Source organism: Nocardioides imazamoxiresistens (genome assembly GCF_032378595.1).
Lineage (GTDB): Bacteria > Actinomycetota > Actinomycetes > Propionibacteriales > Nocardioidaceae > Nocardioides > Nocardioides imazamoxiresistens.
In genome coordinates this window covers 139,020-161,266 of the sequence record NZ_JAVYII010000008.1, presented here as the reverse complement: position 1 = coordinate 161,266, position 22,247 = coordinate 139,020, and the positions used below count along the sequence as shown (strand labels likewise).

At 73.5% G+C, this 22,247-nt stretch carries 21 protein-coding genes; 4 read left to right on the top strand and 17 right to left on the bottom strand.

Features of this window, described 5'->3' with window-relative positions:
• Genes RDV89_RS17315 through RDV89_RS17255 form a run of 13 tightly spaced genes read right to left on the bottom strand, consistent with a single transcriptional unit; the run spans position 1 to position 14,211 of the window.
• Positions 1-1,650, bottom strand: coding sequence for a complex I subunit 4 family protein (locus RDV89_RS17315; protein WP_315735027.1), 1,650 nt, complete (start codon positions 1,648-1,650; stop codon positions 1-3).
• Positions 1,650-3,590, bottom strand: coding sequence for an NADH-quinone oxidoreductase subunit L (gene nuoL / locus RDV89_RS17310; protein WP_315735025.1), 1,941 nt, complete (start codon positions 3,588-3,590; stop codon positions 1,650-1,652). The genes RDV89_RS17315 and nuoL overlap by 1 nt, the downstream gene beginning before the upstream one ends.
• A gap of 10 nt (positions 3,591-3,600) precedes the next feature.
• The gene (nuoK, locus tag RDV89_RS17305; RefSeq protein ID WP_315735023.1) at positions 3,601-3,903 is read right to left on the bottom strand and encodes an NADH-quinone oxidoreductase subunit NuoK; all 303 of its coding nucleotides are present in this window, start codon (positions 3,901-3,903) and stop codon (positions 3,601-3,603) included.
• Positions 3,903-4,772 carry an NADH-quinone oxidoreductase subunit J gene (locus RDV89_RS17300; RefSeq protein ID WP_315735021.1) on the bottom strand — a complete coding sequence of 290 codons (870 nt, stop codon included), beginning with the start codon at positions 4,770-4,772 and terminating at the stop codon, positions 3,903-3,905. Before RDV89_RS17300 ends, nuoK begins: the two co-directional genes overlap by 1 nt.
• Positions 4,769-5,368, bottom strand: a complete 600-nt coding sequence (gene nuoI / locus RDV89_RS17295) for an NADH-quinone oxidoreductase subunit NuoI (protein WP_315735019.1) — start codon at positions 5,366-5,368, stop codon at positions 4,769-4,771. Before nuoI ends, RDV89_RS17300 begins: the two co-directional genes overlap by 4 nt.
• Positions 5,365-6,630, bottom strand: coding sequence for an NADH-quinone oxidoreductase subunit NuoH (nuoH, locus tag RDV89_RS17290; protein WP_438823298.1), 1,266 nt, complete (start codon positions 6,628-6,630; stop codon positions 5,365-5,367). Before nuoH ends, nuoI begins: the two co-directional genes overlap by 4 nt.
• A gap of 5 nt (positions 6,631-6,635) precedes the next feature.
• Positions 6,636-9,095: an NADH-quinone oxidoreductase subunit G gene (locus RDV89_RS17285; RefSeq protein WP_315735016.1), complete on the bottom strand. Its 2,460-nt coding sequence runs from the start codon at positions 9,093-9,095 to the stop codon at positions 6,636-6,638.
• Complete coding sequence (nuoF, locus tag RDV89_RS17280) at positions 9,092-10,435, bottom strand: NADH-quinone oxidoreductase subunit NuoF (protein WP_315735014.1); 1,344 nt, start codon at positions 10,433-10,435, stop codon at positions 9,092-9,094. The genes RDV89_RS17285 and nuoF overlap by 4 nt, the downstream gene beginning before the upstream one ends.
• Positions 10,428-11,228 (bottom strand): NADH-quinone oxidoreductase subunit NuoE, encoded by an 801-nt coding sequence (nuoE, locus tag RDV89_RS17275; RefSeq protein WP_315735012.1) that lies wholly within the window; start codon positions 11,226-11,228, stop codon positions 10,428-10,430. The genes nuoF and nuoE overlap by 8 nt, the downstream gene beginning before the upstream one ends.
• The gene (locus RDV89_RS17270) at positions 11,225-12,577 is read right to left on the bottom strand and encodes an NADH-quinone oxidoreductase subunit D (protein ID WP_315735010.1); all 1,353 of its coding nucleotides are present in this window, start codon (positions 12,575-12,577) and stop codon (positions 11,225-11,227) included. Before RDV89_RS17270 ends, nuoE begins: the two co-directional genes overlap by 4 nt.
• Positions 12,574-13,296 (bottom strand): NADH-quinone oxidoreductase subunit C, encoded by a 723-nt coding sequence (locus RDV89_RS17265; protein WP_315735008.1) that lies wholly within the window; start codon positions 13,294-13,296, stop codon positions 12,574-12,576. The genes RDV89_RS17270 and RDV89_RS17265 overlap by 4 nt, the downstream gene beginning before the upstream one ends.
• Entirely contained in the window at positions 13,293-13,847 is a 555-nt protein-coding gene (locus RDV89_RS17260; protein WP_315735006.1) for a NuoB/complex I 20 kDa subunit family protein, read from the bottom strand. The genes RDV89_RS17265 and RDV89_RS17260 overlap by 4 nt, the downstream gene beginning before the upstream one ends.
• Positions 13,848-13,851: 4 nt before the next feature.
• Positions 13,852-14,211, bottom strand: a complete 360-nt coding sequence (locus RDV89_RS17255; protein WP_315735004.1) for an NADH-quinone oxidoreductase subunit A — start codon at positions 14,209-14,211, stop codon at positions 13,852-13,854.
• A gap of 252 nt (positions 14,212-14,463) precedes the next feature.
• Between RDV89_RS17255 and RDV89_RS17250 the strand changes: the two genes are divergently transcribed.
• Positions 14,464-14,766, top strand: a complete 303-nt coding sequence (locus tag RDV89_RS17250) for a hypothetical protein (RefSeq protein WP_315735002.1) — start codon at positions 14,464-14,466, stop codon at positions 14,764-14,766.
• A 169-nt stretch (positions 14,767-14,935) separates the two neighbouring features.
• On the opposite strand, the gene RDV89_RS17245 is transcribed toward RDV89_RS17250, so the two are convergent.
• A complete protein-coding gene (locus tag RDV89_RS17245; RefSeq protein ID WP_315735000.1) occupies positions 14,936-15,625 on the bottom strand; it encodes a demethylmenaquinone methyltransferase in 690 nt (229 codons plus the stop codon).
• Between the two features lie 117 nt (positions 15,626-15,742).
• On the opposite strand from RDV89_RS17245, the gene RDV89_RS17240 reads away from it, so the two are divergent.
• Positions 15,743-16,615, top strand: coding sequence for a L,D-transpeptidase family protein (locus RDV89_RS17240; RefSeq protein ID WP_315734998.1), 873 nt, complete (start codon positions 15,743-15,745; stop codon positions 16,613-16,615).
• Positions 16,616-16,625: 10 nt separating this feature from the next.
• Here the strand turns inward: RDV89_RS17240 and RDV89_RS17235 are convergent, their stop codons facing one another.
• A complete protein-coding gene (locus RDV89_RS17235) occupies positions 16,626-17,294 on the bottom strand; it encodes a hypothetical protein (RefSeq protein ID WP_315734996.1) in 669 nt (222 codons plus the stop codon).
• Between the two features lie 66 nt (positions 17,295-17,360).
• Here RDV89_RS17235 and RDV89_RS17230 point away from each other — a divergent pair, with 66 nt between their 5' ends.
• Positions 17,361-18,695, top strand: a complete 1,335-nt coding sequence (locus RDV89_RS17230) for an isochorismate synthase (RefSeq protein WP_315734994.1) — start codon at positions 17,361-17,363, stop codon at positions 18,693-18,695.
• A gap of 79 nt (positions 18,696-18,774) precedes the next feature.
• On the opposite strand, the gene RDV89_RS17225 is transcribed toward RDV89_RS17230, so the two are convergent.
• A complete protein-coding gene (locus RDV89_RS17225; protein ID WP_315734993.1) occupies positions 18,775-20,118 on the bottom strand; it encodes an FAD-dependent oxidoreductase in 1,344 nt (447 codons plus the stop codon).
• Positions 20,119-20,248: 130 nt separating this feature from the next.
• Entirely contained in the window at positions 20,249-20,890 is a 642-nt protein-coding gene (locus RDV89_RS17220) for an MBL fold metallo-hydrolase (protein ID WP_315734991.1), read from the bottom strand.
• Between the two features lie 69 nt (positions 20,891-20,959).
• Here RDV89_RS17220 and RDV89_RS17215 point away from each other — a divergent pair, with 69 nt between their 5' ends.
• A complete protein-coding gene (locus RDV89_RS17215; protein WP_315734989.1) occupies positions 20,960-22,234 on the top strand; it encodes an APC family permease in 1,275 nt (424 codons plus the stop codon).
• Positions 22,235-22,247: the final 13 nt, after the last annotated feature.

Genomic DNA, 22,247 nt, shown 5'->3' with positions numbered 1-22,247 from the left:
TCAGCGCTCTCCGTTCTCGTCCGCGGTCACCGTCGGGCCGTCGTCGACGGGCCCGCCGTTGTCCGTCACGTGGCTCAGCACGCTCGTGGTGGTCGTCTCGATCACCTGCGTCAGCGGGCCCGGGAAGAAGCCGAACCCGATCAGCGCCACCACCAGCGGCACCATCGCGCCCACCTCCCGGCGGTCCAGGTCGGTGATCGTGCGCGGGGCGGGCGCGGCGGCCGTGGCGGTGGCCGTGGCCGTGGTGGTCGCGGTGGCCGTGCCGCCCGCTGCGTGCTCCGAGGCGGGACCCGCGCCGTGCTCGGCGCCCGGGTCCGCGCCCACGACGGGGCTGTCGACGGACGGACCCGTCATCACCCGCTGGTAGGCCCAGAGCACGTAGATCGCGGCCAGCACGATGCCGCTCACAGCGACCGCGCCGACGTACCAGGCGTAGTCGAAGGCCGCGACCATGACGAGGAACTCCGACACGAAGGGCGAGAGCCCCGGCAGCCCGAGCGTCGCCATGCCGGCCACGAGGAAGAGCCCGGCCAGCACGGGGGCGGCCTTCTCCATCCCGCCCATGGCGCGGATGGACGCGGTGCCGGAGCGCCGGATCGCGTACCCCGCCGCGAGGAACAGCGCCGCGGTCGCGAGCCCGTGGTTGACCATGTAGAGGATCGCGCCGGTGTGGCCCTGCTCGGTCAGCACGAAGATGCCGAGCACGATGAACCCGAAGTGCGACAGCGACGTCAGGCCGACGAGCCGCAGCAGGTCGTCCTGGCCGATCGCGAGCAGGGCGCCGTAGACGATCGAGACCAGCGCGAGCGTCACCACGACCGGCGTCGCCCACACCGACGCCTCCGGGAAGAGCCCCAGGCAGAACCGGATCATCCCGTAGGTGCCGATCTTGTCGAGGATGCAGATCAGCAGCACGCTCGTGCCCGGCGTCGCGCTCTGCGTCGTGTCGGCCAGCCAGGTGTGCACGGGGAACAGCGGGGCCTTGACCGCGAACGCCACGAAGAAGCCGAGGAACAGCCAGCGGCCGGTCTCGACCGCGACGCTCGAGGTCGTCACCTCGGTCAGGTCGCCGAGCAGGTAGGACGCCGGGCCCGCCTGCGCGGAGACGACGTAGAGCCCGATGACGCTCATCAGCATCACGAGACCGCCGGCCAGCTGGTAGACGAGGAACTTCGTGGCGGCCTTCGCGCGCCCCTCGCCGCCGTAGCGGCCGACGAGGAAGTACGCGGGGATCAGCGTCGCCTCGAAGACCACGTAGAAGAGGAAGACGTCGGTGGCGAGGAAGACCGCGATCGCGGCCGCCTCCAGGGCCAGGACCCACGCGCCGTACGCCCCGCCCCGCGGCTCCGCGACGAGCACCACGGGCACGAGCACCACGGTCAGCAGCACCATCACCAGGGCGAGGCCGTCGACGCCGAGCGCGAAGTGTGCGCCGAGCGGACCGATCCAGGTCTGCTCGACCGTCATCTGCATGCCGGAGGCGCCGTAGTCGAACAGCAGCGCGAGGACGCCGCCGAGCGCGAGGGTCGCGCCGGCGAACGCGAGGGTGACCGTGCGCCCCAGCGCGGCGTCCCCACGACCGGCGAACGCCGCCGCGAGGGCGCCGACGAGCGGCACCACGACCAGCAGGGTCAGGATCAGGTCGGACATCACCAGGTCACCGCCACCATGGCCAGGACGACGATCACGGCGCCGGCGAGCACCGAGAGCGCGTACGTGCGGACGAAGCCGTTCTGGGCCCCGCGCAGGACGGTCGAGGCCGCCCCGACGAGACCGGAGCCGCCCTCGACGACGCCGTCGACACCGCGGGCGTCGACGGTGACGAGACCGCGCACGAGGGCTCGGCCGGGCGCGACCACGAGGCCCTCGTTGATCGCGTCCCCGTAGAGGTCCGCGCGGGCCGCGCGCGTGGCCAGGGACACCTGGGTCGGTGCCGTGCGCGGCACCTCGCTGCGCCCGACCAGCAGCACGGCGACCGCGACGCCGACCGCGACCACGAGGGTCACGAGCGCGGTGATCACGATGACGGGCACCGGCAGCTCGTGGTGCTCGACCGGCCCGACCACCGGGGTCAGCCAGTCGGTGATCCAGCCGCCGAGCAGCAGCACGCCGCCGAGCACGCTCAGCGCGGCCAGCACGACCAGCGGCACGGTCATCACCCTCGGCGACTCGTGCGGGTGCACCCCCGGCTCCCAGCGGCGCTCGCCGAAGAAGGTCATCAGCATCAGCCGGGTCATGTAGAAAGCGGTGACCCCGGCGCCCAGCAGGGCGGCCGCGCCGACGACGTAGTTCTCCGCGATCGCCGCCTCGACGATCTTGTCCTTGCTCCAGAAGCCGGAGAAGCCCGGGAAGCCGATGATCGCGAGGTAGCCCATCGCGAAGGTCAGGAACGTGACCGGCATGGCCCGCCGCAGCGCTCCGTAGTGCCGCATGTCCACGTCGTCGCCCGTCCCGTGCATCACCGAGCCGGCGCCGAGGAACATGTTGGCCTTGAAGAAGCCGTGGGTGATGAGGTGGAAGATCGCGAACGCGTAGCCGGCCGGGCCCAGGCCGGCGGCCAGCATCATGTAGCCGATCTGGCTCATCGTGGAGCCGGCCAGCACCTTCTTGATGTCGTCCTTCGCGCAGCCGATCACGGCACCCCACAGCAGGGTCACGCACGCGACGACGACGACCGCGGTCTGGGCGACGGGTGCGTTCTCGAAGATGAAGTTCGACCGGGTCACGAGGTAGACGCCGGCCGTGACCATCGTCGCCGCGTGGATGAGGGCGGAGACGGGCGTCGGGCCCTCCATCGCGTCGAGCAGCCAGGCCTGCAGCGGCACCTGGGCCGACTTGCCGCACGCGCCGAGCAGCAGGAGCAGGCCGATCGCGGTCATGGTCGACGTGGCGGCCTCCCCGGCCGCCGCGCTGACGCCCGCGAACGCCGTGGTGCCGAAGGTGACGAACATCAGCATGATCGCGAGGCTCATGCCGATGTCGCCCACGCGGTTGATGACGAACGCCTTCTTCGCCGCGGCCGCCGCGCTCGGCTTGTGCTGCCAGAAACCGATCAGCAGGTAGGAGGCCAGGCCGACGCCCTCCCAGCCGAGGAAGACGCCCAGGTAGTCGCCCGCGAGCACCAGCATCAGCATCGCCGCGACGAAGAGGTTGAGGTAGCCGAAGAACCGGCGCCGCCGCTCGTCGTGGGCCATGTAGCCGATGGAGTAGACGTGGATGAGCGCGCCGACCCCGGTGATCAGCAGCAGGAACAGCGCCGAGAGCGGGTCGTAGAGCAGGACCATCCCGACCTGGAAGTCGCCGACCGAGATCCAGTCCCACAGGTGCTGCGTGACCTGCCGGTCGCCGCCGTCGCGGCCCAGGAGCGCCACGAACATGGCCACGCCGACCAGGAACGACCCGGCCACGGTGGCCGTGCCGAGCAGGTGACCCCAGCGGTCGGTGCGGCGTCCGCCGACCAGCAGCACCAGCGCGCCGGCCAGCGGCAGCGCGATCACCAGCCAGGCGAGGCCGAGCACGCCGTCGGCGGCTCCCGGGTCGACCAGCGGGACGCTGTGGCCGCCCTCGGCGGCACTCAGGAGGGGAGTCATCGTCGGCTCCTCAGTTCCTCAGCGCCGCGGCGGCGTCGACCGACGCGGAGCGGCGCGAGCGGAAGATCGTCATGATGATCGCGAGCCCGACGACGACCTCGGCGGCGGCGACCACCATCACGAAGAAGGCGGCCACCTGCCCCTCGAGGTTGCCGTGCTGCTTGGCGAACACGACGAAGGCCAGGTTGGAGGCGTTGAGCATCAGCTCGACGCACATGAACACCACGATGGCGTTGCGGCGCACCAGGACGCCGACGGCGCCGATGCTGAAGAGGATCCCCGAGAGCACGAGGAAGGGGGTCAGGTCGTCCATCAGCGCGTCCCCCCGTCCTGCGGCCCTGTGCCGGGTCCGGTGCCGGGCCCACCGCGGTACGCGTCCTCCACGTCCGCCGCGGGAGCTCCCGTCTCGGTGCCCGTCGGGTCGGCCGTGGACTCCGAGGCCGACAGGCGGCCGACGACCTCGTCGACGTCGCGGTGGCTCGGGGCCGCCCGGCCGGTGCCGCGCGACGCGATCATCCCCGGCACCGAGGACGGCGCGGGGCTGCCGTCGGGCAGCAGGGCGGGGGTGTCCACGGCGTTGTGCCGGGCGTACACGCCGGGGGCCGGCAGCGGGCCGAGGTGCAGGCCCGACTCGCCGTAGGAGCGCACCCGCTCCCGCGCCCGGTCCGCCTGCGTCGAGCGCGGGGACAGGCGCTCGCGGTGAGCGAGCACCATCGCACCGAGCGCTGCGGTGATGAGCAGCGCCGCGGTCGCCTCGAAGGCGAGGACGTAGGTCGAGAACAGCACGGCGGCCAGGCCCTCGATGTTGCCTCCGGCGTTGGCCTCGCCGAGGCCGGTGGCCACGCCCAGCGAGGCCTGCGCGAGCAGCAGGCCGAGGAGCACGGCGAAGACGGCGCCGACCACCACGGCCAGCACGCGCTGCCCGGGGATGGTCTCCTCGCCCGCGTCGGCGGCGTCGACGCCGACCAGCATCAGCACGAAGAGGAACAGCATCATGATCGCGCCCGTGTAGACGATGATCTGCACGGCGAACAGGAACGGCGCCTCCAGCACGGCGTACATCACCGCCAGGCCGATCATCACCACCGCGAGCAGCAGGGCGGCGTGCACCGCGCGGCGCACGAACAGCACGCCCAGGGCGGCCGCGACCATCACCGGCGCGAGCAGCCAGAACGCGGTCATCGCGGCCCCAGCCCGTCGGGGCCCGTCGTCGCCTCCGGCACGGTGAGCCGCTCGCCGGGCTCGGGCGCGGCGTAGGAGAACTCGCCGCGGTAGTAGGCGCCCTCGTCGTCGCCGAGCCGCATCGGGTGCGGCGGCTGCTCCATGCCCTCCTCGAGCGGGGCGAGCAGGTCGGACTTCTCGTAGATCAGCGACTCGCGGCTGTCGTCGGCCAGCTCGTACTCGTTCGTCATCGTCAGCGCGCGGGTCGGGCACGCCTCGATGCACAGGCCGCACAGGATGCAGCGCAGGTAGTTGATCTGGTAGACGCGGCCGTAGCGCTCCCCCGGGCTGAAGCGCCCCTCGCCGTTGGCCGAGTCGTCGTTGGAGGCGCCCTCGACGTAGATCGCGTCGGCCGGGCACGCCCACGCGCACAGCTCGCAGCCGACGCACTTCTCGAGCCCGTCGGGCCAGCGGTTGAGCTGGTGGCGCCCGTGGAAGCGGGGCGCGGTGGGCTTCTTCTCCTTCGGGTAGTCCTCCGTGACGGGCTTGCGGAACATCGTCCGGAAGGTCACGCCGAACCCGGCGACCGGGTCCCACAGCTGCTGCTTGAGCGTCATCGGGTCTCCTCCTCGGCGAAGACGAGCGGGGCGGCGGCGCCGCGCACCGCGCCGCCGGCGGGCATCGGGGGCACGGGGTACGCGCCGGTCTCGGCCGCCGCGTCGCGCAGCGGCGGGGCGGTGGAGCCGAACCCGCGGGTGAAGGCGACGACCGCGACCGCGGTCAGCACCACGGACAGGACGCCGACCGCGGCGGTCACCTGGCCGTCGGACAGGTCCGCGTCGGCGAGCGCCAGGCGGGCGACCGCGGCGATCACGACCCAGCCGAGCGCGACCGGGATGAGCCGCTTCCAGCCGAAGTCCATGAACTGGTCGTAGCGCAGCCGCGGCAGCGTGCCCCGCAGCCAGACGAACAGGAACATGAAGGCGAAGACCTTGCCGAAGAACCACAGCAGCGGCCACCAGCCCTCGTTCGCGCCCTCCCAGACGTGGCCGAGGCCGAACGGCGCGAGCCAGCCGCCGAGGAACAGCGTCGTGGCCAGCGCCGAGACGGTGACCATGTTGATGTACTCGGCGAGGAAGAACAGGGCGAACTTCAGCGAGCTGTACTCGGTGTGGAAGCCGCCGACCAGCTCCCCCTCGGCCTCGGGGAGGTCGAACGGCGCCCGGTTGGTCTCGCCGACCATGGCGATCACGTAGACGACGAACGCCGGCGCCATCACGAAGGCGTACCAGGCGTCCGCGTCCTGCGCGGCCACGATCTCCGAGGTCGACGCCGACCCCGCGTAGAGGAAGACGCTGACCAGCGCCAGGCCCATCGCGACCTCGTAGGAGATCATCTGGGCGCTGGAGCGCAGGCCGCCGAGCAGGGAGTAGGTCGAGCCGCTGGACCAGCCGCCGAGCACGATGCCGTAGATGCCGATCGAGGCGATCGCCATCACGAACAGCACCGCGACCGGCATGTCGGTCAGCTGCAGCGGCGTGGTCGTGTCGGTGAACGGGATCGTCACCTCGGGGCCGAACGGGATGACGGCGAAGGTCACGAACGCGGGCACCACGCAGATCACGGGCGCCAGCACGAAGACCACCTTGTCGGCGGCCGTCGGGATGATGTCCTCCTTCAGCGCCAGCTTCACGCCGTCGGCGAGGCTCTGCAGCAGGCCGAACGGGCCGTTCTTGTTCGGGCCCACCCGGTGCTGCATGCGGGCCACGACCCGGCGCTCGAACCAGATGTTGAACAGGGTGAGCAGGACGAGGACGACGAAGATCGCCACGGCCTTCAGCAGCACGACCCACAGGGCGTCCGATCCGAACACGTCCAGCCCGTTCACCGCGCCGCCTCCGGGCTCACGGTGACGACGGCTCCCGGCTCGGCCAGGTCGCTGAGCAGCCCGCGGCCCACGGAGGCCTGGGGGGCCCACACGACGCCGTCGACGAGGGTGGGCTCGTGCTCGGCGGGCAGGCTCAGCGCTCCCCGCGGGCCCGTGAGCGTGACGACCCCGGGGCGCCCCAGCGCCTCGTACGCCGTGGTGCCCAGCCGCGCGACGGCCGGACGCGCCGAGGCCCGCAGCGCCTCGTCGCCGTCCTGGAGCGAGCCCAGGTCGAGCATCTGGCGGAACGTGGAGAGCCGCAGCTCGAGCCCGGCCCGCTCGCCGGCCGGCAGCCCGGGCGACTCGGGGGTGAGCGGCTGGGTCGCCGGGGGCGTCCCCAGCTCGCCGGCCGCGCCGGCGGCGCGCTCGCCGTCCCAGGCGCCCATCGACTCCATCGCCTCGCGCACCTGCGCGGTGGTGCGGAAGCCCAGCGGGCGCCCGAGCTCCTCGGCGATCCCGGCGAGCACCCGCGCGTCCGGCAGCCGCCGGCGGTCGGCGAGCACCACGGGGAACGGCCGCGGTCGGCCCTCCCAGGTGACGAACAGTCCGGCCTTCTCGACGGCGGCCGCGACCGGCAGCACGACGTCGGCCGCGCGGGTCACCTCGGTCTCGCGCAGCTCCAGGCTGACCACGAAGTCCGCGCGCTCGAGCGCCGTGCGCAGCGCGTCCGGGTCGGCCACGTCGTCGACGGCCACACCCCCGACGACCAGTCCCGAGAGCCGGCCCACGGCCGCCGCGGAGACGATCTGCTCGGCGTCGCGACCGGGCCGCTCCGGCAGCGCGTCGACGCCCCAGGCCGCCGCGGCGTCGACACGGGCCTCCGCGTCGACGACCGGCCGACCGCCGGGCAGCAGGTTCGGCAGGCAGCCGGTCTCCAGCGCGCCGCGGTCGCCCGCCCGTCGGGGCACCCAGGCCAGGCGGGCGCCGGTGCGCGAGGCCAGCCGGGCCGCGGCGCTGAGGGCGCCGGGGGCCGTCGCGAGCCGCTCGCCGACGAGCAGCACGTCCTCGGGACCGAGCCGGCCGGCCAGCGCGTCCAGGGCCGCCGCCTCGTCCGCGGGGCCGGCGGGGACGTGCTCGGCGCGCAGCTTGCGGTTGCCGCGGGTGAGGTACGGAGCGACCGCGACCACCTGCGTACCGCCCGCGCGCACCGCCTTGCGCAGCCGCAGGAAGATCGCGCCGGCCTCCTCCTCCGGCTCGAGGCCGGCGAGCACGACCGTGCGCGCCCGCTCGAGGTCGGAGTAGGTGACCCCGCCGCCCTCGGGGCCGCGCAGGACCACGTGGGCCGCGAGGAAGCCGGTCTCCTCGGCGCTGAGCGGACGGGCGCGGAAGTCGACGTCGTTCGTGCCGAGGGCCAGGCGCGCGAAGGTGGCGTAGGCGAACGCGTCCTCCGCGGTCAGCCGACCGCCCGGCAGCACGCCGACCCCTGCGGCGTCCCGCGCCGCCGCCAGCCCCCGGGCGGCGACGGCGAACGCCTCCGGCCACGACGCCGGCCGCAGCTCGCCGCGACTTCCGTCGGGACCGACGTCGCGGACCTGGGGGTAGGTGAGCCGGTCGGAGGCGGTGACGTAGCGGTGCGCGAAGCGGTCCTTGTCGGTGATCCACTCCTCGTTGACCTCGGGGTCGTCGCCGGCGAGGCGGCGCGTGACGACGCCGCGGCGGTGGTCGACCCGGATCGCCGCGCCGCAGGCGTCGTGCTCGGCCACGCTGGGCACCGAGACGAGGTCGAAGGGCCGCGAGCGGAAGCGGTACGACTCGCTCGTCAGCGCTCCCACCGGGCAGATCTGGATGGTGTTGCCCGCGAAGTACGACAGGAACGGCGCGTCCTCGGCGATCCCGATCTGCTGGCGCGCGCCGCGCTCGACGAGCGCGATGAACGGGTCGCCCGGGATCTGCTCGGCGAAGCGCGTGCAGCGCTGGCACACGATGCAGCGCTCGCGGTCCAGCAGCACCTGCGGGGACAGGTGGATCGGCTTCTCGAAGGTGCGCTTGACGCCCTCGAAGCGCGAGTCGCCGCGCCCGTTGCTCATCGCCTGGTTCTGCAGCGGGCACTCGCCACCCTTGTCGCACACCGGGCAGTCGAGCGGGTGGTTGATCAGCAGCAGCTCCATCACGCCCTGCTGTGCCTTGTCGGCGACGCCCGACGTGGCCTGCGTGTTGACCACCATGCCGTCGCTGACCTCGAGGGTGCAGGAGGCCTGCGGCTTCGGCAGCCCGCGGCCGTTGCCGACGTCGGGGACGTCGACGAGGCACTGGCGGCAGGCGCCGACCGGCTCGAGCAGCGGGTGGTCGCAGAACCGGGGGATCGAGATGCCGACCTGCTCGGCCGCACGGATCACGAGGGTGCCCTTCGGCACCTCGACCCGCACGCCGTCGATGGTCACCGCGACGAGGTCGCTGCGGTCGGGGGCCAGCGTCATGCCGTCACCTCCTGGGCGTACGCCGTGGAGGCCGCGGGCGGGAACAGCTCGCGGCTCGGGGTGTGCATGCCGGCCTCGAACTCCTCGCGGAAGTAGGCGATCGCGGAGGTGATCGGGCTCGTCGCGCCGTCGCCCAGCGCGCAGAACGAGCGGCCGAGGATGTTGTCGCAGAGGTCGAGCAGCTTCTCGACGTCGCCCTCCTCGCCGCGGCCCTCGTCGATGCGGGTCAGGGTCTGCACCAGCCACCACGTGCCCTCGCGGCACGGGGTGCACTTGCCGCACGACTCGTGCTGGTAGAACTCCGTCCACCGCAGCACGCAGCGCACCACCGAGACGGTCTCGTCGAAGATCTGCAGCGCCCGGGTGCCGAGCATCGAACCGGCCGCGCCGACGGACTCGTAGTCGAGCGGCACGTCGAGGTGCTCGGCGGTCAGCAGCGGCGTGCTGGAGCCGCCGGGCGTCCAGAACTTCAGGCGGTGGCCCTCGCGGACGCCGCCGGCCAGCTCGATCAGCTCGCGCAGCGTGATCCCCAGGGGCGCCTCGTACTGCCCCGGGTTCCGCACGTGGCCCGAGAGCGAGTAGATGACGAAGCCCTTCGACTTCTCCGTGCCCAGCGACCCGAACCACTCCGAGCCGTTGCGCACGATCGCCGGCACCGAGGCGATCGACTCGACGTTGTTGATCACGGTGGGGCTGGCGTAGAGACCGGCGACGGCCGGGAACGGCGGGCGCAGCCGGGGCTGCCCGCGGCGGCCCTCGAGGGAGTCGAGCAGCGCGGTCTCCTCGCCGCAGATGTACGCCCCCGCGCCGGCGTGGACGACGAGCTCGAGGTCGTAGCCCGAGCCGTGGATGTCGGCGCCCAGGTGGCCGGCCAGGTACGCCTCCGTGACGGCGTGCTGCAGGCGCCGCACGACGTGCAGCACCTCGCCGCGCACGTAGATGAAGGCGTGGTGGGCCCGGATCGCGTACGCGGCCAGGATCACGCCCTCGACGAGGGTGTGGGGGCTGGCCATCATCAGCGGGACGTCCTTGCAGGTGCCCGGCTCCGACTCGTCGGCGTTGACCACGAGGTACTTGGGGCGGTCGCCGCCCAGCGCGTCCGGGTCCTGCGGGATGAAGCCCCACTTCATGCCGGTGGGGAAGCCCGCGCCGCCGCGGCCGCGGAGCCCGGCGTCCTTGACCAGGTCGATGACCTCGCCGGGCGCCATGGCGAAGGCGACGTCGAGGGCCTCGTAGCCGCCGCGCCCCGCGTACGACTCCAGCGACCAGGAGCGGTCCGCGTCCCAGTTGTCGGTGAGGACCGGGGTGAGCGGGGGGACGTTCGTCGACGCGTCAGTCATCGCTCTTCTCCTCCGCCACCTTGGCCTCCGACTCCGCGCGGGAGGTGTCGGCCTGCTCGTCGGCCGCGACAGCGGCCTCCGACGAGCTGTCCGGCTCCGGCTCGCTGTGGTGCTGCTCGTCCGTCGTCGCGGACGGGGCGCTCCAGCCACGCTCACGAGCGATCCGCAGACCGGCCAGCGAGGCCTCGCCCGCGCCGGGACCCTGGTCGGCGCGGTCGTCGGGGAAGCCCGCGAGCACCCGCTCGGCCTCGCGCCACGTGCACACACGGTCGGCGCCGCGGGTGGGCCGCACCGGTCGGCCGGCGCGCAGCTCGTCGACCAGCTCGCGCGCCGAGGCCGGCGTCTGGCCGTCGAAGAACTCCCAGTTGACCATCACGACCGGCGCGTAGTCGCAGGCCGCGTTGCACTCGACGTGCTCGAGGCTGACCGTGCCGTCCTCGGTGGTCTCGTCGTTGCCGATGCCCAGGTGCTCCTTGAGCGAGGCGAAGATCTCGTCGCCGCCCATCACGGCGCACAGCGTGTTGGTGCAGACCCCGACGTGGTAGTCGCCGACGAGGCGACGCTTGTACATCGTGTAGAAGGTCGCGACCCCGCTGACCTCGGCCGGCGTGATGTCGAGCACCGCGGCGCAGGCCTCGATCCCCTCCGGTGTGATCCGCCCCTGGGCCGACTGCACGAGGTGCAGCATCGGCAGCAGGCCCGAGCGGGCCTGGGGGTAGCGGGCCGCGATCTCGCGCAGCTCCGCGATCGTCGTCTCCGTCAGCGGGTCCGTGCCCCGCGCGGTCTCCGTCATCGGTCCACGCCTCCCATCACGGGGTCGATGGAGGCGATCGCGACGATGACGTCGGCGACCATGCCGCCCTCGCTCATCACGCTCGTCGCCTGCAGGTTGGTGAAGGACGGGTCTCGGAAGTGCACCCGGAACGGTCGCGTGCCGCCGTCGGAGACGACGTGGGCGCCGAGCTCGCCGCGCGGGGACTCGAGGGGGACGTACGCCTGCCCCGCCGGCACGCGGAAACCCTCGGTGACCAGCTTGAAGTGGTGGATCAGGGCCTCCATCGAGGTGCCCATGATCGAGCGGATGTGCTCCAGGCTGTTGCCCTGGCCGTCGGAGCCGACGGAGAGCTGGCTGGGCCAGGCGATCTTCTTGTCGGCGACCATCACGGGCGCGCCCTCGAGGCCCTCGAGGCGGGCGACGCACTGCTCGACGATCCGCAGGCTCTCGAACATCTCGTTCATCCGCACCCGGAAGCGCCCGTAGGAGTCGGCGGTGTCCCAGGTCTGCACGTCGAAGTCGTAGGTCTCGTAGCCGCAGACCGGCTGGGTCTTGCGCAGGTCCCAGGGGTATCCGGTCGAGCGCAGCACCGGTCCGGTCAGGCCCAGCGCGAGGCAGCCCTCGAGGTCGAGGTGGCCGACCCCCTCGAGGCGGGCCCGGAAGATCGGGTTGGCGTTGCACAGCGCCTCGATCTCCGGCAGCCGCTTGCGCATCAGCGCGACGAAGTCCCGCACGGCCGCCAGCGACCCGTCGGGCAGGTCCTGCGCGATGCCGCCGGGCCGCACGAACGCGTGGTTCATCCGCAGGCCGGTGATCAGCTCGAACAGGTCGAGCACCTGCTCGCGCTCGCGGAACCCGATGGTCATCACCGTCAGGGCCCCGAGCTCCATGCCGCCGGTGGCGATCGCGACGAGGTGCGAGGAGATCCGGTTGAGCTCCATCAGCAGCACGCGCACGACCTGCGCCCGCTCGGGCACGTCGTCCTCGATGTCGAGGAGACGCTCGACGCCGAGCACGTAGGTCGCCTCGTTGAAGAACGGCGAGAGGTAGTCCATCCGGGTGCAGAACGTGACGCCCTGCGTCCAGGTGCGGAACTCCATGTTCTTCTCGATGCCGGTGTGGAGGTAGCCGATGCCGCACCGCGCCTCGGTGACCGTCTCGCCCTCGAGCTCGAGGATCAGGCGCAGCACCCCGTGGGTCGAGGGGTGCTGGGGCCCCATGTTCACGACGATCCGCTCGGTCTCCTCGCCGAGCTGGTCGACGATCTCGTCCCAGTCCTGGCCGGTGACGGTGAAGACGCGGCCGTCGCCGCCGGCGGTCGCGGCGCCCGCGCCCGCCGCGTACGGGTCCTGCTGCGTGCTCGTCATGCGCCGTAGGTCCTCCGCTGGTCGGGCGGCGGGATCGTCCCGCCCTTGTACTCCACGTCGATCCCGCCGAGCGGGTAGTCCTTGCGCTGGGGGTGGCCGGGCCAGTCGTCGGGCATGAGGATCCGGGTGAGGGCCGGGTGGCCGTCGAAGACGACGCCGAAGAAGTCCCAGGTCTCGCGCTCGTGCCAGTCGGCGGTCGGGTAGACGGCGACCACGCTCGGCACGTGCGGGTCGGCGTCCGGCGCGGCGACCTCGAGCCGCACGCGGCGGTTGTGGGTCATCGAGAGCAGGTGGTACGCCACGTGCAGCTCGGCGCCCGTCTGCTCGGGGTAGTGCACCCCGCTGACGCTCGAGCAGAGCTCGAAGCGCAGCGTCGGCTCGTCGCGCATCAGCCGCGCGACCGCGAGCAGGTGCTCGCGGCGCAGGTGGACCGTCAGCTCCCCGCGGTGCACCACGACGCCGACGACCGCGTCGGGCACGTGCTCGACCACCACGTCGACGACGGCGTCGAACCACCCGCCGTACGGCCGCTCGGCCTCGCCCGGGAACGCGACGGTGCGCCGGAGTCCCCCGTAGCCCGAGGTGTCGCCGCTGCCGCGGACGCCGAACATGCCGGTACGCCGCGCCCGGACGTCGCCGGAGACCGTCGCGGTCTGGTCCTCGCCGCCCGGCCGGTCGACGGCCTTGGTCTCGTTCGACCCGCCCTCGGCGCCGCTCATCGCAGCAGGCCCTTCTGCTCCTCGGTCGGCGTCGCGCCCAGCGCGGCCGTCTCGAGCGCGGTGACCTGGGCGGCGCGCTGGGCCCCGAACTTCGTGTGCTGCACCTGCTCGTGCAGCTTGAGGATCGCGTCGACGAGCATCTCGGGGCGCGGCGGGCAGCCGGGGAGGTACATGTCCACCGGCACCACGTGGTCGACGCCCTGCACGATCGCGTAGTTGTTGAACATCCCGCCCGAGCTGGCGCACACGCCCATGGCCAGGACCCACTTCGGCTCGGCCATCTGGTCGTAGATCTGGCGCAGGACGGGCGCCATCTTCTGGCTGACCCGGCCCGCCACGATCATCAGGTCGGCCTGGCGCGGGCTGGCCCGGAAGACCTCCATCCCGTAGCGGGCGAGGTCGTAGCGCGGGCCACCGGTCGTCATCATCTCGATCGCGCAGCAGGCCAGGCCGAAGGTCGCCGGCCAGAAGCTCGCCTTGCGCATGTAGCCGGCGACGCCCTCGACGGTGGTCAGCAGGACCCCGCTGGGGAGCTTCTCCTCGATACCCATGTGATCAGTCCCAGTCCAGGCCGCCGCGGCGCCACTCGTAGGCGTACGCCAGCGTGATGTTGAAGAGGAAGAGGACGACGGCGAGCAGGCCGAACCACGAGAGCTGGTCGAAGTAGACCGCCCACGGGACGAGGAACATGATCTCGACGTCGAAGATGATGAAGGTCATCGCGACCGTGTAGTACTTCACCGGGATCCGGCCGCCGCCGAACGGCTGCGGGGTCGGCTCGATGCCGCACTCGTAGGAGTCCAGCCGCGCCCGGTTGTAGCGCTTCGGCCCGGTCATCGTGCTGACGACGACGGAGAAGACGGCGAACCCGCCGGCCAGGGCGAGCAGCGCGAGCACCGGCGTGTAGAGCTCCATCGCGCACCTCCCTCCCCCGCTGCGCCCGACCGAGGTCGTGCGTTTGTGAATCAGATCACAAGGTGTCCTGCGTCACACCATAGACCTCCGGCGGACCGCGCGCGACCCCCCGGGGGGCCGCCGGGTCCACCCGCGTTGACCTGCAGATTTAGGGCACGGGTCGATTGCGTAATTGCAGGAGGGTGCACGACCGGGGGGCGACCGGCGATCTCCCGGATGCGCGCGGGCCCGCGCCCGGACGAGGGTGGGTGCATGAGCCCCCGAAGACGCCGCGCGCACGCCGCGGGCGCGATCGCCGCGACGCTCGCCACGACCTCGGCGGCGCTCAGCCTGCACCGGGCGCTCGGCGGGTCGTGGCTGCTGTCGACGGTCGGGGGCGACCTCGAGCGGCTGACCCGCACAGGCGGCCCGGTGGCCGTGGCGGGCGGTGCGGCGGCGGCGGCCAAGCTCGTCGCCACCGCCCTCCCCCTGGCCCTGCTCGGGCGTCCCCGACGGATCGTCCGCCTCGTCTCGGCACTGGGGCGGGGCTGCTGGTGGTCTACGGCGGCGTGCTGAGCGTCGCGGGACTGCTCGCGACGGCGGGAGCATTCGGGACGGTGGACCCCGACGGGGCACGCGCGCTGCGCTGGCACGCCCTGCTGTGGGACCCGTGGTTCCTGCTGTGGGGCCTCGCCTGGATCCTCGCGTGGCGGTGGACCGCGCGCCCGCGGCCGTCGGTGGAGCGTCAGGCCGTGGCGCGGTGGAGCGCGACGATGCCGCCGGAGAGGTTGCGCCACTCGACGCCGCCCCAGCCGGCCTCGCCGATGAGCGCGGCGAGACCCTCCTGGTCGGGCCAGGCGCGGATCGACTCCGCGAGGTAGACGTACGCGTCCGGCGACGAGGACACCGCGGTCGCGACGGGCGGCAGGGCACGCATCAGGTACTCGACGTACGCCGTGCGGAACGGCGCCCACGTGGGGTGCGAGAACTCGCAGACCACCAGCGTGCCGCCGGGTCGGGTGACGCGGCGCATCTCGGCCAGGGCGGCCGGGGTGTCGACCACGTTGCGCAGGCCGAAGGAGATGGTGACGGCGTCGAACACGCCGTCGGCGAACGGCAGCCGCGTCGCGTCACCGGCCGTGAACGGCAGGTGCGGCCGGTTGCGCTTGCCGACCTCGAGCATCCCGATCGAGAAGTCGCAGGGCACGACGACCGCGCCGGCGGCCACGAAGGGGGCGCTCGAGGTGCCCGTGCCCGCGGCGAGGTCGAGCACCAGGTCGCCGGGACGCGGGTCGACAGCCCGGATCACGTCGCGGCGCCACCGCCGGTCCTGGCCCAGGGAGAGCACGTCGTTGGTGACGTCGTAGCGCTGGGCGACGGCGTCGAACATGCGTCGGACGTCGGACGGTTGCTTGTCGAGCTCAGCGCGGGCCACGGGCGCAGCCTACGGCGCCGTCGCGTGCAACCCGATCGGAGCCCACCGCGTCCTGGGTGCGTCGACCACCGTGGCCGGCACGCGGCGCTCGGGCGCCGCCGAGCATCGGAGAACCGCATGACCACGTCGCGCACCATCGTGCTGAGCCTGCTGGCCGCCCTGCTGACCGCCGCCGTCGCGGTCGCCGTCGCCACCGGCGCCGTCGCAGGGCTGCTGCCCGGCTCCGTGGCGGCCGCCCCGGGCGAGGCCGCTGGACAGGCCCCGACGTCCACCTCCCCGCTGCCGCAGGCCCCGGGCGTACCGGTCGAGCCGGCCCCGACGCCCGAGCCCACGCCGGAGCCCGCGCCGGAGCCGCCGCCCGCCCTGCACCGTGCCGGCGACACCGGCGACGAGGTCCGCGACCTCCAGGCCCGGCTCGTGCAGATCGACTGGCTGACGCCCGCCCAGGTGACCGGGACGTACGCCGACGCGACCACCGCCGCCGTCGAGGGCTTCCAGGCCAAGCGCGGCCTGCCCGTCACCGGGGAGGTCGACGCGACGACCCTCGAGCGGCTGCACGCGATGACGGGCCCGCCGAGCGACGGCGAGCTGCACGGCATGCCGGCGGCGACCGGTGAGCTCGACCCGCGCTGCCGCGAGGGCCGCGTGATCTGTGTCGACAAGACGACCCGTTCGCTGAGCTGGGTCGTCGACGGCACGGTGCTGAGCACGCTCGAGGTCCGCTTCGGCGGCGAGGGCACCGAGACCCGCGAGGGGGCGTTCACGGTGGAGCGCAAGAGCCGCGACCACGTCTCGTCGCTCTACGACACCGCGATGCCGTTCGCCATGTTCTTCTCGGGCGGCCAGGCGGTCCACTACTCGGCGGACTTCGCGGCGAACGGGTACGCCGGCGCCTCCCACGGCTGCGTCAACGTGCGCGACCGCGACGGCGTCGAGGCCCTCTTCGACGAGGTCCGGGTGGGCGACGCGGTCGTGGTGCACCGCTCCTGAGCGGCGGGTCCTACCGGTCCTCGGCGGACGTGCCCGCACCGTCGAGGCGGTCCCACAGGTTGTCGACGAAGGTCGCGACGTCGTCGTCGCTGGCGTTCTCCAGCACGGTGACGCGGATGGTCAGGTCCGCCGACGTGCGGCGGCACAGGATCTCCTGCACCTGCGGCGTCGGGGAGGCCTCGCCGGACACCACGCCGAGCACGCACTCGACCTCGCCGTGCGTCGAGCGCACCACGGGAGCGTCACCGCTGGCCGGGTCGATCAGCGTGGCGGGCACCAGCGGTCCGTCGGGCCCCCGGTACGCCTGGACGGCCAGCTGCGCCTCGCTGCCGGGCTGGAAGTAGCGCTCCGAGTCGGCCGGGGCGTCCGCCAGGGCGACGAGCTGGGAGTCCACGTACTCCCAGTCGGAGGCGTACTGCTCGGCGGCCTCGTCCTCGCCCTCCTGCGCGAGCAGGGTCGGGATCGCGATCCAGCTGCCCATCTCCTCGGGCAGCTCGAGCGCCGCGCCGGGGTCGGTGGGCTGCGACGCGGTCGCGTCGTCGGACCCCTCCCCGACGGCCTTCGGCAGACCGATCGCCAGACCGGCGACGAGCAGCAGCGCGACGACGCCGCCGGCGAGGGCGCGGAGGGCGTCGGGCGTCGCGAGGCGGGCGACGTCGCGGGCATCGGGAGCGGGCACGAGGTGTGACGGTAGCAACGTCCGTCGGCTCGGGGCCCTCGCGTACCGCGCAGTAGGCTGCAACGGATGAGCACCCGTGCCCCCTCCCCCGGCGTCGCCCCCGGCGCCGGCGACGCCTTCCCCGCAGGCACGGCGGTCCCCCTCGTGGTGCGCACGGTGCCCCTCGAGCCGGTGCCCGACGACGCCAGCAGCGCCCCGCTCGTGGACCTCCTGCCGCGCGACGGAGCCCTGACGTGGCTGCGCGGCGGCGACGGCCTGGTCGGTTGGGGCACCGCGGCCGTCGTCAGCACCGCCGGCGCGGACCGGTTCCGCGACGCCGAGGAGTGGTGGGCCGCGACCACCGCCCGCGCCGTGGTGCGCGACGAGGTCGGCGTGCACGGCAGCGGCCTGGTCGCCTTCGGTTCCTTCGCGTTCGCGGACGAGCCCGGCACCTCCACGCTGGTCGTGCCCCGGGTCGTCGTCGGCCAGCGCGGCCGCCAGCGCTGGCTCACGACCATCGGCCACGACTCCATCGGCATGCCCGGGCTGCGGGTGGCCGACGAGCCCGCGGCGCCCGACGGCCTGCGGTTCGACCGCGGCGCCGTGGACGAGGACGCGTGGCGCGCCGTCGTCGCCGACGCGGTCGCGCGGATCGAGGGCGGCGAGCTCGACAAGGTCGTCCTCGCCCGCGACGTCGTCGCCCGCACCGACGCGCCGCTCGACGTGCGCTGGCCCCTGCGGCGCCTGGTCGAGGCGTACCCCACCTGCTGGACGTTCCACGTCGACGGGCTGTTCGGGGCCACCCCCGAGATGCTGGTGCGCCGCGAGCGCGGCCTGGTCACCTCCCGCGTGCTCGCGGGCACCATCTCGCGCACCGGCGACGAGGTGCGCGACGCCGGTCTCGCGGGCGAGCTGGCGCGCTCGTCGAAGGACCTGGAGGAGCACGAGTACGCCGTGCGCTCGGTCGCCGACGCCCTCGAGCCGCACTGCTCGTCGATGAACGTGCCCGAGTCGCCGTTCGTGCTGCACCTGCCGAACGTGATGCACCTGGCCACCGACGTGACGGGGGTCGTCCCGGACGACGTGGACCACGCGACGTCGACCTCGCTGGGCCTCGCGGCCTCCCTGCACCCCTCCGCCGCCGTCGGCGGCACCCCCACCCCCGTCGCCACGCGCCTCATCGCCGAGATCGAGGGCATGGACCGCGGTCGCTACGCCGGCCCGGTGGGCTGGATGGACGCGGCGGGCGACGGCGAGTGGGGCATCGCGCTGCGCTCCGCCCAGGTGGTCCCGGAGGGCGACGGCAGCGTCGTACGCCTCTTCGCCGGCTGCGGCATCGTGGCGGGTTCCGACCCCGACGCGGAGCTGGCCGAGAGCCAGGCGAAGCTGCAGCCGGTGCGGCAGGCGCTCGGCCACCGCTGACCGGACTCCGCACGACGAACGCCCCCGTCCCCGCTCGCGCGGGGTCCGGGGGCGTTCGCGACGGCGTCGGCGACGGGCGTCAGCCGCGCGAGTGCTGGATCATGTCCTCGCGGGGGACGACCTTGATCCGCTCGCGGCCGGCGGCCTCGCCGAGCGAGACCTCGTGGGCGTCGAGGCGGACCCAGTCGTCCCACGTCGTGAAGTCGACGCCGCGGTCCGCGAGGTGGCGCAGCACGGCCTCGGGGTCCGTCTGCTCCGGGGCCGGGGTGGACTCCAGGTCGGCGATCAGGTTGCTGATCGTCTCGGCGGCGTCCGACTTCGTGTGGCCGATGAGGCCGACGGGGCCGCGCTTGACCCAGCCGGTGCAGTACGTGCCGGGCACGTGCTGGCCGTCGAGGTCCAGCACCCGGCCGCCGGCGTTGGGGATCACGTGGTCGGTGTCGTCGAACGGCACCTCGGGCAGCGGCGAGCTGCGGTAGCCGACCGCGCGGTAGACGGCCTGGACGGGCGTGTCGACGAACTCGCCGGTGCCCACCGCGTTGCCGGTGCCGTCGAGCTCGGTGCGCTCGGTGCGCAGCGCGACGACCTTGCCGTCCTCGCCGAGGACCTCGACCGGGTTGTGGCACATGTGGATGTGGATGCGGTGGGGCGCCCCGGTGGGCTCGGCCTCCGCGTACTTCAGCAGCGTGTCGACGACGAGTCGGACGCTCTTGGTCTTCTGGATCGCGGCCTGGCCGGCGTCGTCGATCTGGAAGTCCTCCTCCTGGACGACCACGTCGACGCTCGGGGAGTGCGACAGCTCGCGCAGCTCCATCGGCGAGAACTTGATCTGCGCCGGGCCTCGGCGCGCGAACACGTGCACGTCGGTGGCCTGGTTGGCCTTGAGGCCCTGGTAGACGTTGTCGGCGATCTCGGTGCCGAGCTGCTCGTCGGCGGGCTTGGCGAGCATGCGGGCGACGTCGAGCGCCACGTTGCCGGCGCCGAGCACGGCGACGGAGGTCGCGGTCAGCGGCCAGTCCCGCGGGTAGTCGGGGTGGCCGTCGAACCAGGACACGAAGTCGGCGGCGCCGAAGCTGCCCTCGAGGTCGATGCCGGGGATGTCGAGGTCGCGGTCGAAGATCGCGCCGGTCGCGAAGACGACGGCGTCGTAGAACTGGCGCAGGTCCTCGAGCTTGACGTCGGTGCCGAAGTCGACGTTGCCGACGAAGCGGATCGCGTCCTTGGACAGGACGTTGCGCAGCGCCTTGATGATCTCCTTGATCCGCGGGTGGTCGGGCGCGACGCCGTACCGCACGAGCCCGTACGGCGCGGGCAGGCGGTCGAAGACGTCGACCGACGCGGCCTCGTACTCCTTCGTGAGGATGTCCGCGGCGTAGATGCCAGCAGGACCGGCACCGACGACGGCTACACGGATGGGACGCACAGTTCTCTTCCTCCAGACGACACACGGGGTTAGGCCAGGCTAACTACCGACCGTCCATTGTCACAGACGACGGGGTGCGAGGCCGGTCACGTCCGCATGGCGGGAGGAGCCCGCGCCGACCCCGCCGGCCTCAGGTCAGCTCGACGCCGTCGTCGATGCGTGCCCAGGACTGGCCGTTCGGCTCCAGCAGCCGTGAGAAGTGCGCATCGGCCATGCCCAGGCCGAGGTCGGAGTAGATGCGGTCGTGGATCGCCAGGTTGCGCGGGGCGCCGACCTCCCGGGCGAAGTCGATCGCCTCGCCGATCTTGAGCCACGGCGCGCACACGGGCGCCAGGAGCAGGTCCACGGGCTCACCGGGGCCCGTCAGGGCGTCCCCGGGGTGGAAGACCCGGGTGCCCTCGACGTCGAGCAGGAAGCCCGAGTTGTGGATGCGGTCGTAGTCGGGGTGGATCACGGCGTGCAGCTCGCCCACCGCCCGCACGGCGAGCCCGGCCGCCTCGAAGGCGTCCCCCGGGGCGACGACCGTGACGCGCTCGCGCAGGTCGGGCGCCTGCTCGCCGATGGCGTCCGCCACCGCGGCGATGGTGAGGATCGGCGCGTCGGCGGCCCGCAGGTTGGCCACGTCGAGGTGGTCCGCGTGCTCGTGGGTGACGAGCACGGCGTCGGCGCCCTCGACCGCCGCGACGTCGGTGAACCCCCCGGGGTCCAGCACCACCGCGCGACCGCCCGCCTCGACGCGCACGCACGCATGACCGAACTTCGTGATCCGCATGCCCTCCACGGTAGAGGCGGGGCGGTGGTCGGACACCCCGCGTTCACGTGCCTGCGGCACAGTCCGGGCGTGCAGCGACGACTCGACCTCCGCGACGCCACCACGCTCGGCGTCGCCTCGATGATCGGCGCGGGCGCCTTCACCGTGCTCGGCCCCGCGACCGACGCCGCCGGTTCGGGCCGCGGCCTGCTCGTCGCGCTCGCGGTCGTCGCCGTCGTCGCGTGGTGCAACGCCTGGTCGTCGGCCCGCCTGGCGGCCCGCCACCCGTCCTCGGGCGGCACCTACGTCTACGGCCGCGCCGAGCTGGGGCCCTGGTGGGGCTTCTCCGCCGGCTGGTGCTTCGTGGTGGGCAAGACCGCGTCGTGCGCGGCCATGGCGACCGCGTTCGCGGCGTACGCCCTGCCCGAGGGCACCGCGGAGCCCCTGCGGCGGGTGGTGGCGGCGGCCGTGGTGGTCGGCCTGACCCTGCTGACGACCGTCGGCGTGACCCGCACCGCGCGGGCGGCCCGAGCGATCGTGGTGGTGTCGCTGGCCGGGCTGCTGGCCGCGGTCGTCGTCGGGCTGTCGGCGCGCGGGGCCGCGCAGCCGTGGTGGGCGGCGGTCGACGGCTCCGTCGGCTCCGTCGGCCCGGACGCGTACGGCGTCGCACAGGCGGCCGGGCTGCTGTTCTTCGCGTTCGCGGGGTACGCCCGCGTCGCGACGCTGGGCGAGGAGGTGCGCGACCCGGAGCGGACGATCCCGCGCGCGATCGGACTGGCCTTCGCGTTCGTGCTGGGCGTCTACGTGCTGCTGGCCCTCGCCCTGCTCCGGGGCCTCGGTCCGACCGCGCTGGCCGGGTCGGCGGCACCCCTGCGCGAGCTCGTCGACGGAGCCGCGTGGGCCGTCCCGCTGGTCGTCGTCGGCGCGGGAGCCGCCTCGGTCGGCGCGCTGCTCGGCCTGCTGGCCGGGATCGGGCGCACCGCGCTGGCGATGGCCCGCGACGGCGAGCTGCCGCGGGGGCTCGCGGCGCTGCACCCGCGCCACGACGTCCCCCACCGCGCGCAGCTGGCCGTCGGCGGCTGCGTGGCTCTCCTGGTGCTCGGCCTCGACCTGACCGAGGCGGTCGGGTTCAGCTCGTTCGGGGTGCTGCTCTACTACCTCGTCGCCAACCTCGCCGCGCTGGCGATGCACCGCCGCGCGGGCCGGACCCCGGCCGTCGCCGTGATCGGCGCGCTGGGCTGCGTCGCCCTGGTCGCGACGCTCCCGCTCGCCTCGGTGGCGAGCGGCGTCGCGGTCGTGGGGCTGGGCCTGCTGACGCGGGCGGTACGCCTGTCGCGCACCCGGCCCCCTGGTGTCGTCGGCTGAACCGGCTATCGTG

What these genes read in the sequence shown, in the direction of transcription:
- RDV89_RS17270 (WP_315735010.1), bottom strand. Translation starts at nt 12,577, where the DNA reads ATGACGAGCACGCAGCAGGACCCGTACGCGGCGGGCGCGGGCGCCGCG.
- RDV89_RS17230 (WP_315734994.1), top strand. Translation starts at nt 17,361, where the DNA reads ATGAGCACCCGTGCCCCCTCCCCCGGCGTCGCCCCCGGCGCCGGCGAC.
- RDV89_RS17240 (WP_315734998.1), top strand. Translation starts at nt 15,743, where the DNA reads ATGACCACGTCGCGCACCATCGTGCTGAGCCTGCTGGCCGCCCTGCTG.
- RDV89_RS17255 (WP_315735004.1), bottom strand. Translation starts at nt 14,211, where the DNA reads ATGGAGCTCTACACGCCGGTGCTCGCGCTGCTCGCCCTGGCCGGCGGG.
- RDV89_RS17300 (WP_315735021.1), bottom strand. Translation starts at nt 4,772, where the DNA reads ATGACCGCGTTCTGGCTGCTCGCGCCGGTGATGGTCGCGGCCGCCCTG.
- nuoI (WP_315735019.1), bottom strand. Translation starts at nt 5,368, where the DNA reads ATGACGCTCAAGCAGCAGCTGTGGGACCCGGTCGCCGGGTTCGGCGTG.
- nuoK (WP_315735023.1), bottom strand. Translation starts at nt 3,903, where the DNA reads ATGGACGACCTGACCCCCTTCCTCGTGCTCTCGGGGATCCTCTTCAGC.
- RDV89_RS17285 (WP_315735016.1), bottom strand. Translation starts at nt 9,095, where the DNA reads ATGACGCTGGCCCCCGACCGCAGCGACCTCGTCGCGGTGACCATCGAC.
- nuoF (WP_315735014.1), bottom strand. Translation starts at nt 10,435, where the DNA reads ATGACTGACGCGTCGACGAACGTCCCCCCGCTCACCCCGGTCCTCACC.
- nuoL (WP_315735025.1), bottom strand. Translation starts at nt 3,590, where the DNA reads ATGACTCCCCTCCTGAGTGCCGCCGAGGGCGGCCACAGCGTCCCGCTG.
- RDV89_RS17265 (WP_315735008.1), bottom strand. Translation starts at nt 13,296, where the DNA reads ATGAGCGGCGCCGAGGGCGGGTCGAACGAGACCAAGGCCGTCGACCGG.
- RDV89_RS17260 (WP_315735006.1), bottom strand. Translation starts at nt 13,847, where the DNA reads ATGGGTATCGAGGAGAAGCTCCCCAGCGGGGTCCTGCTGACCACCGTC.
- RDV89_RS17220 (WP_315734991.1), bottom strand. Translation starts at nt 20,890, where the DNA reads ATGCGGATCACGAAGTTCGGTCATGCGTGCGTGCGCGTCGAGGCGGGC.
- RDV89_RS17315 (WP_315735027.1), bottom strand. Translation starts at nt 1,650, where the DNA reads ATGTCCGACCTGATCCTGACCCTGCTGGTCGTGGTGCCGCTCGTCGGC.
- nuoE (WP_315735012.1), bottom strand. Translation starts at nt 11,228, where the DNA reads ATGACGGAGACCGCGCGGGGCACGGACCCGCTGACGGAGACGACGATC.
- RDV89_RS17250 (WP_315735002.1), top strand. Translation starts at nt 14,464, where the DNA reads ATGAGCCCCCGAAGACGCCGCGCGCACGCCGCGGGCGCGATCGCCGCG.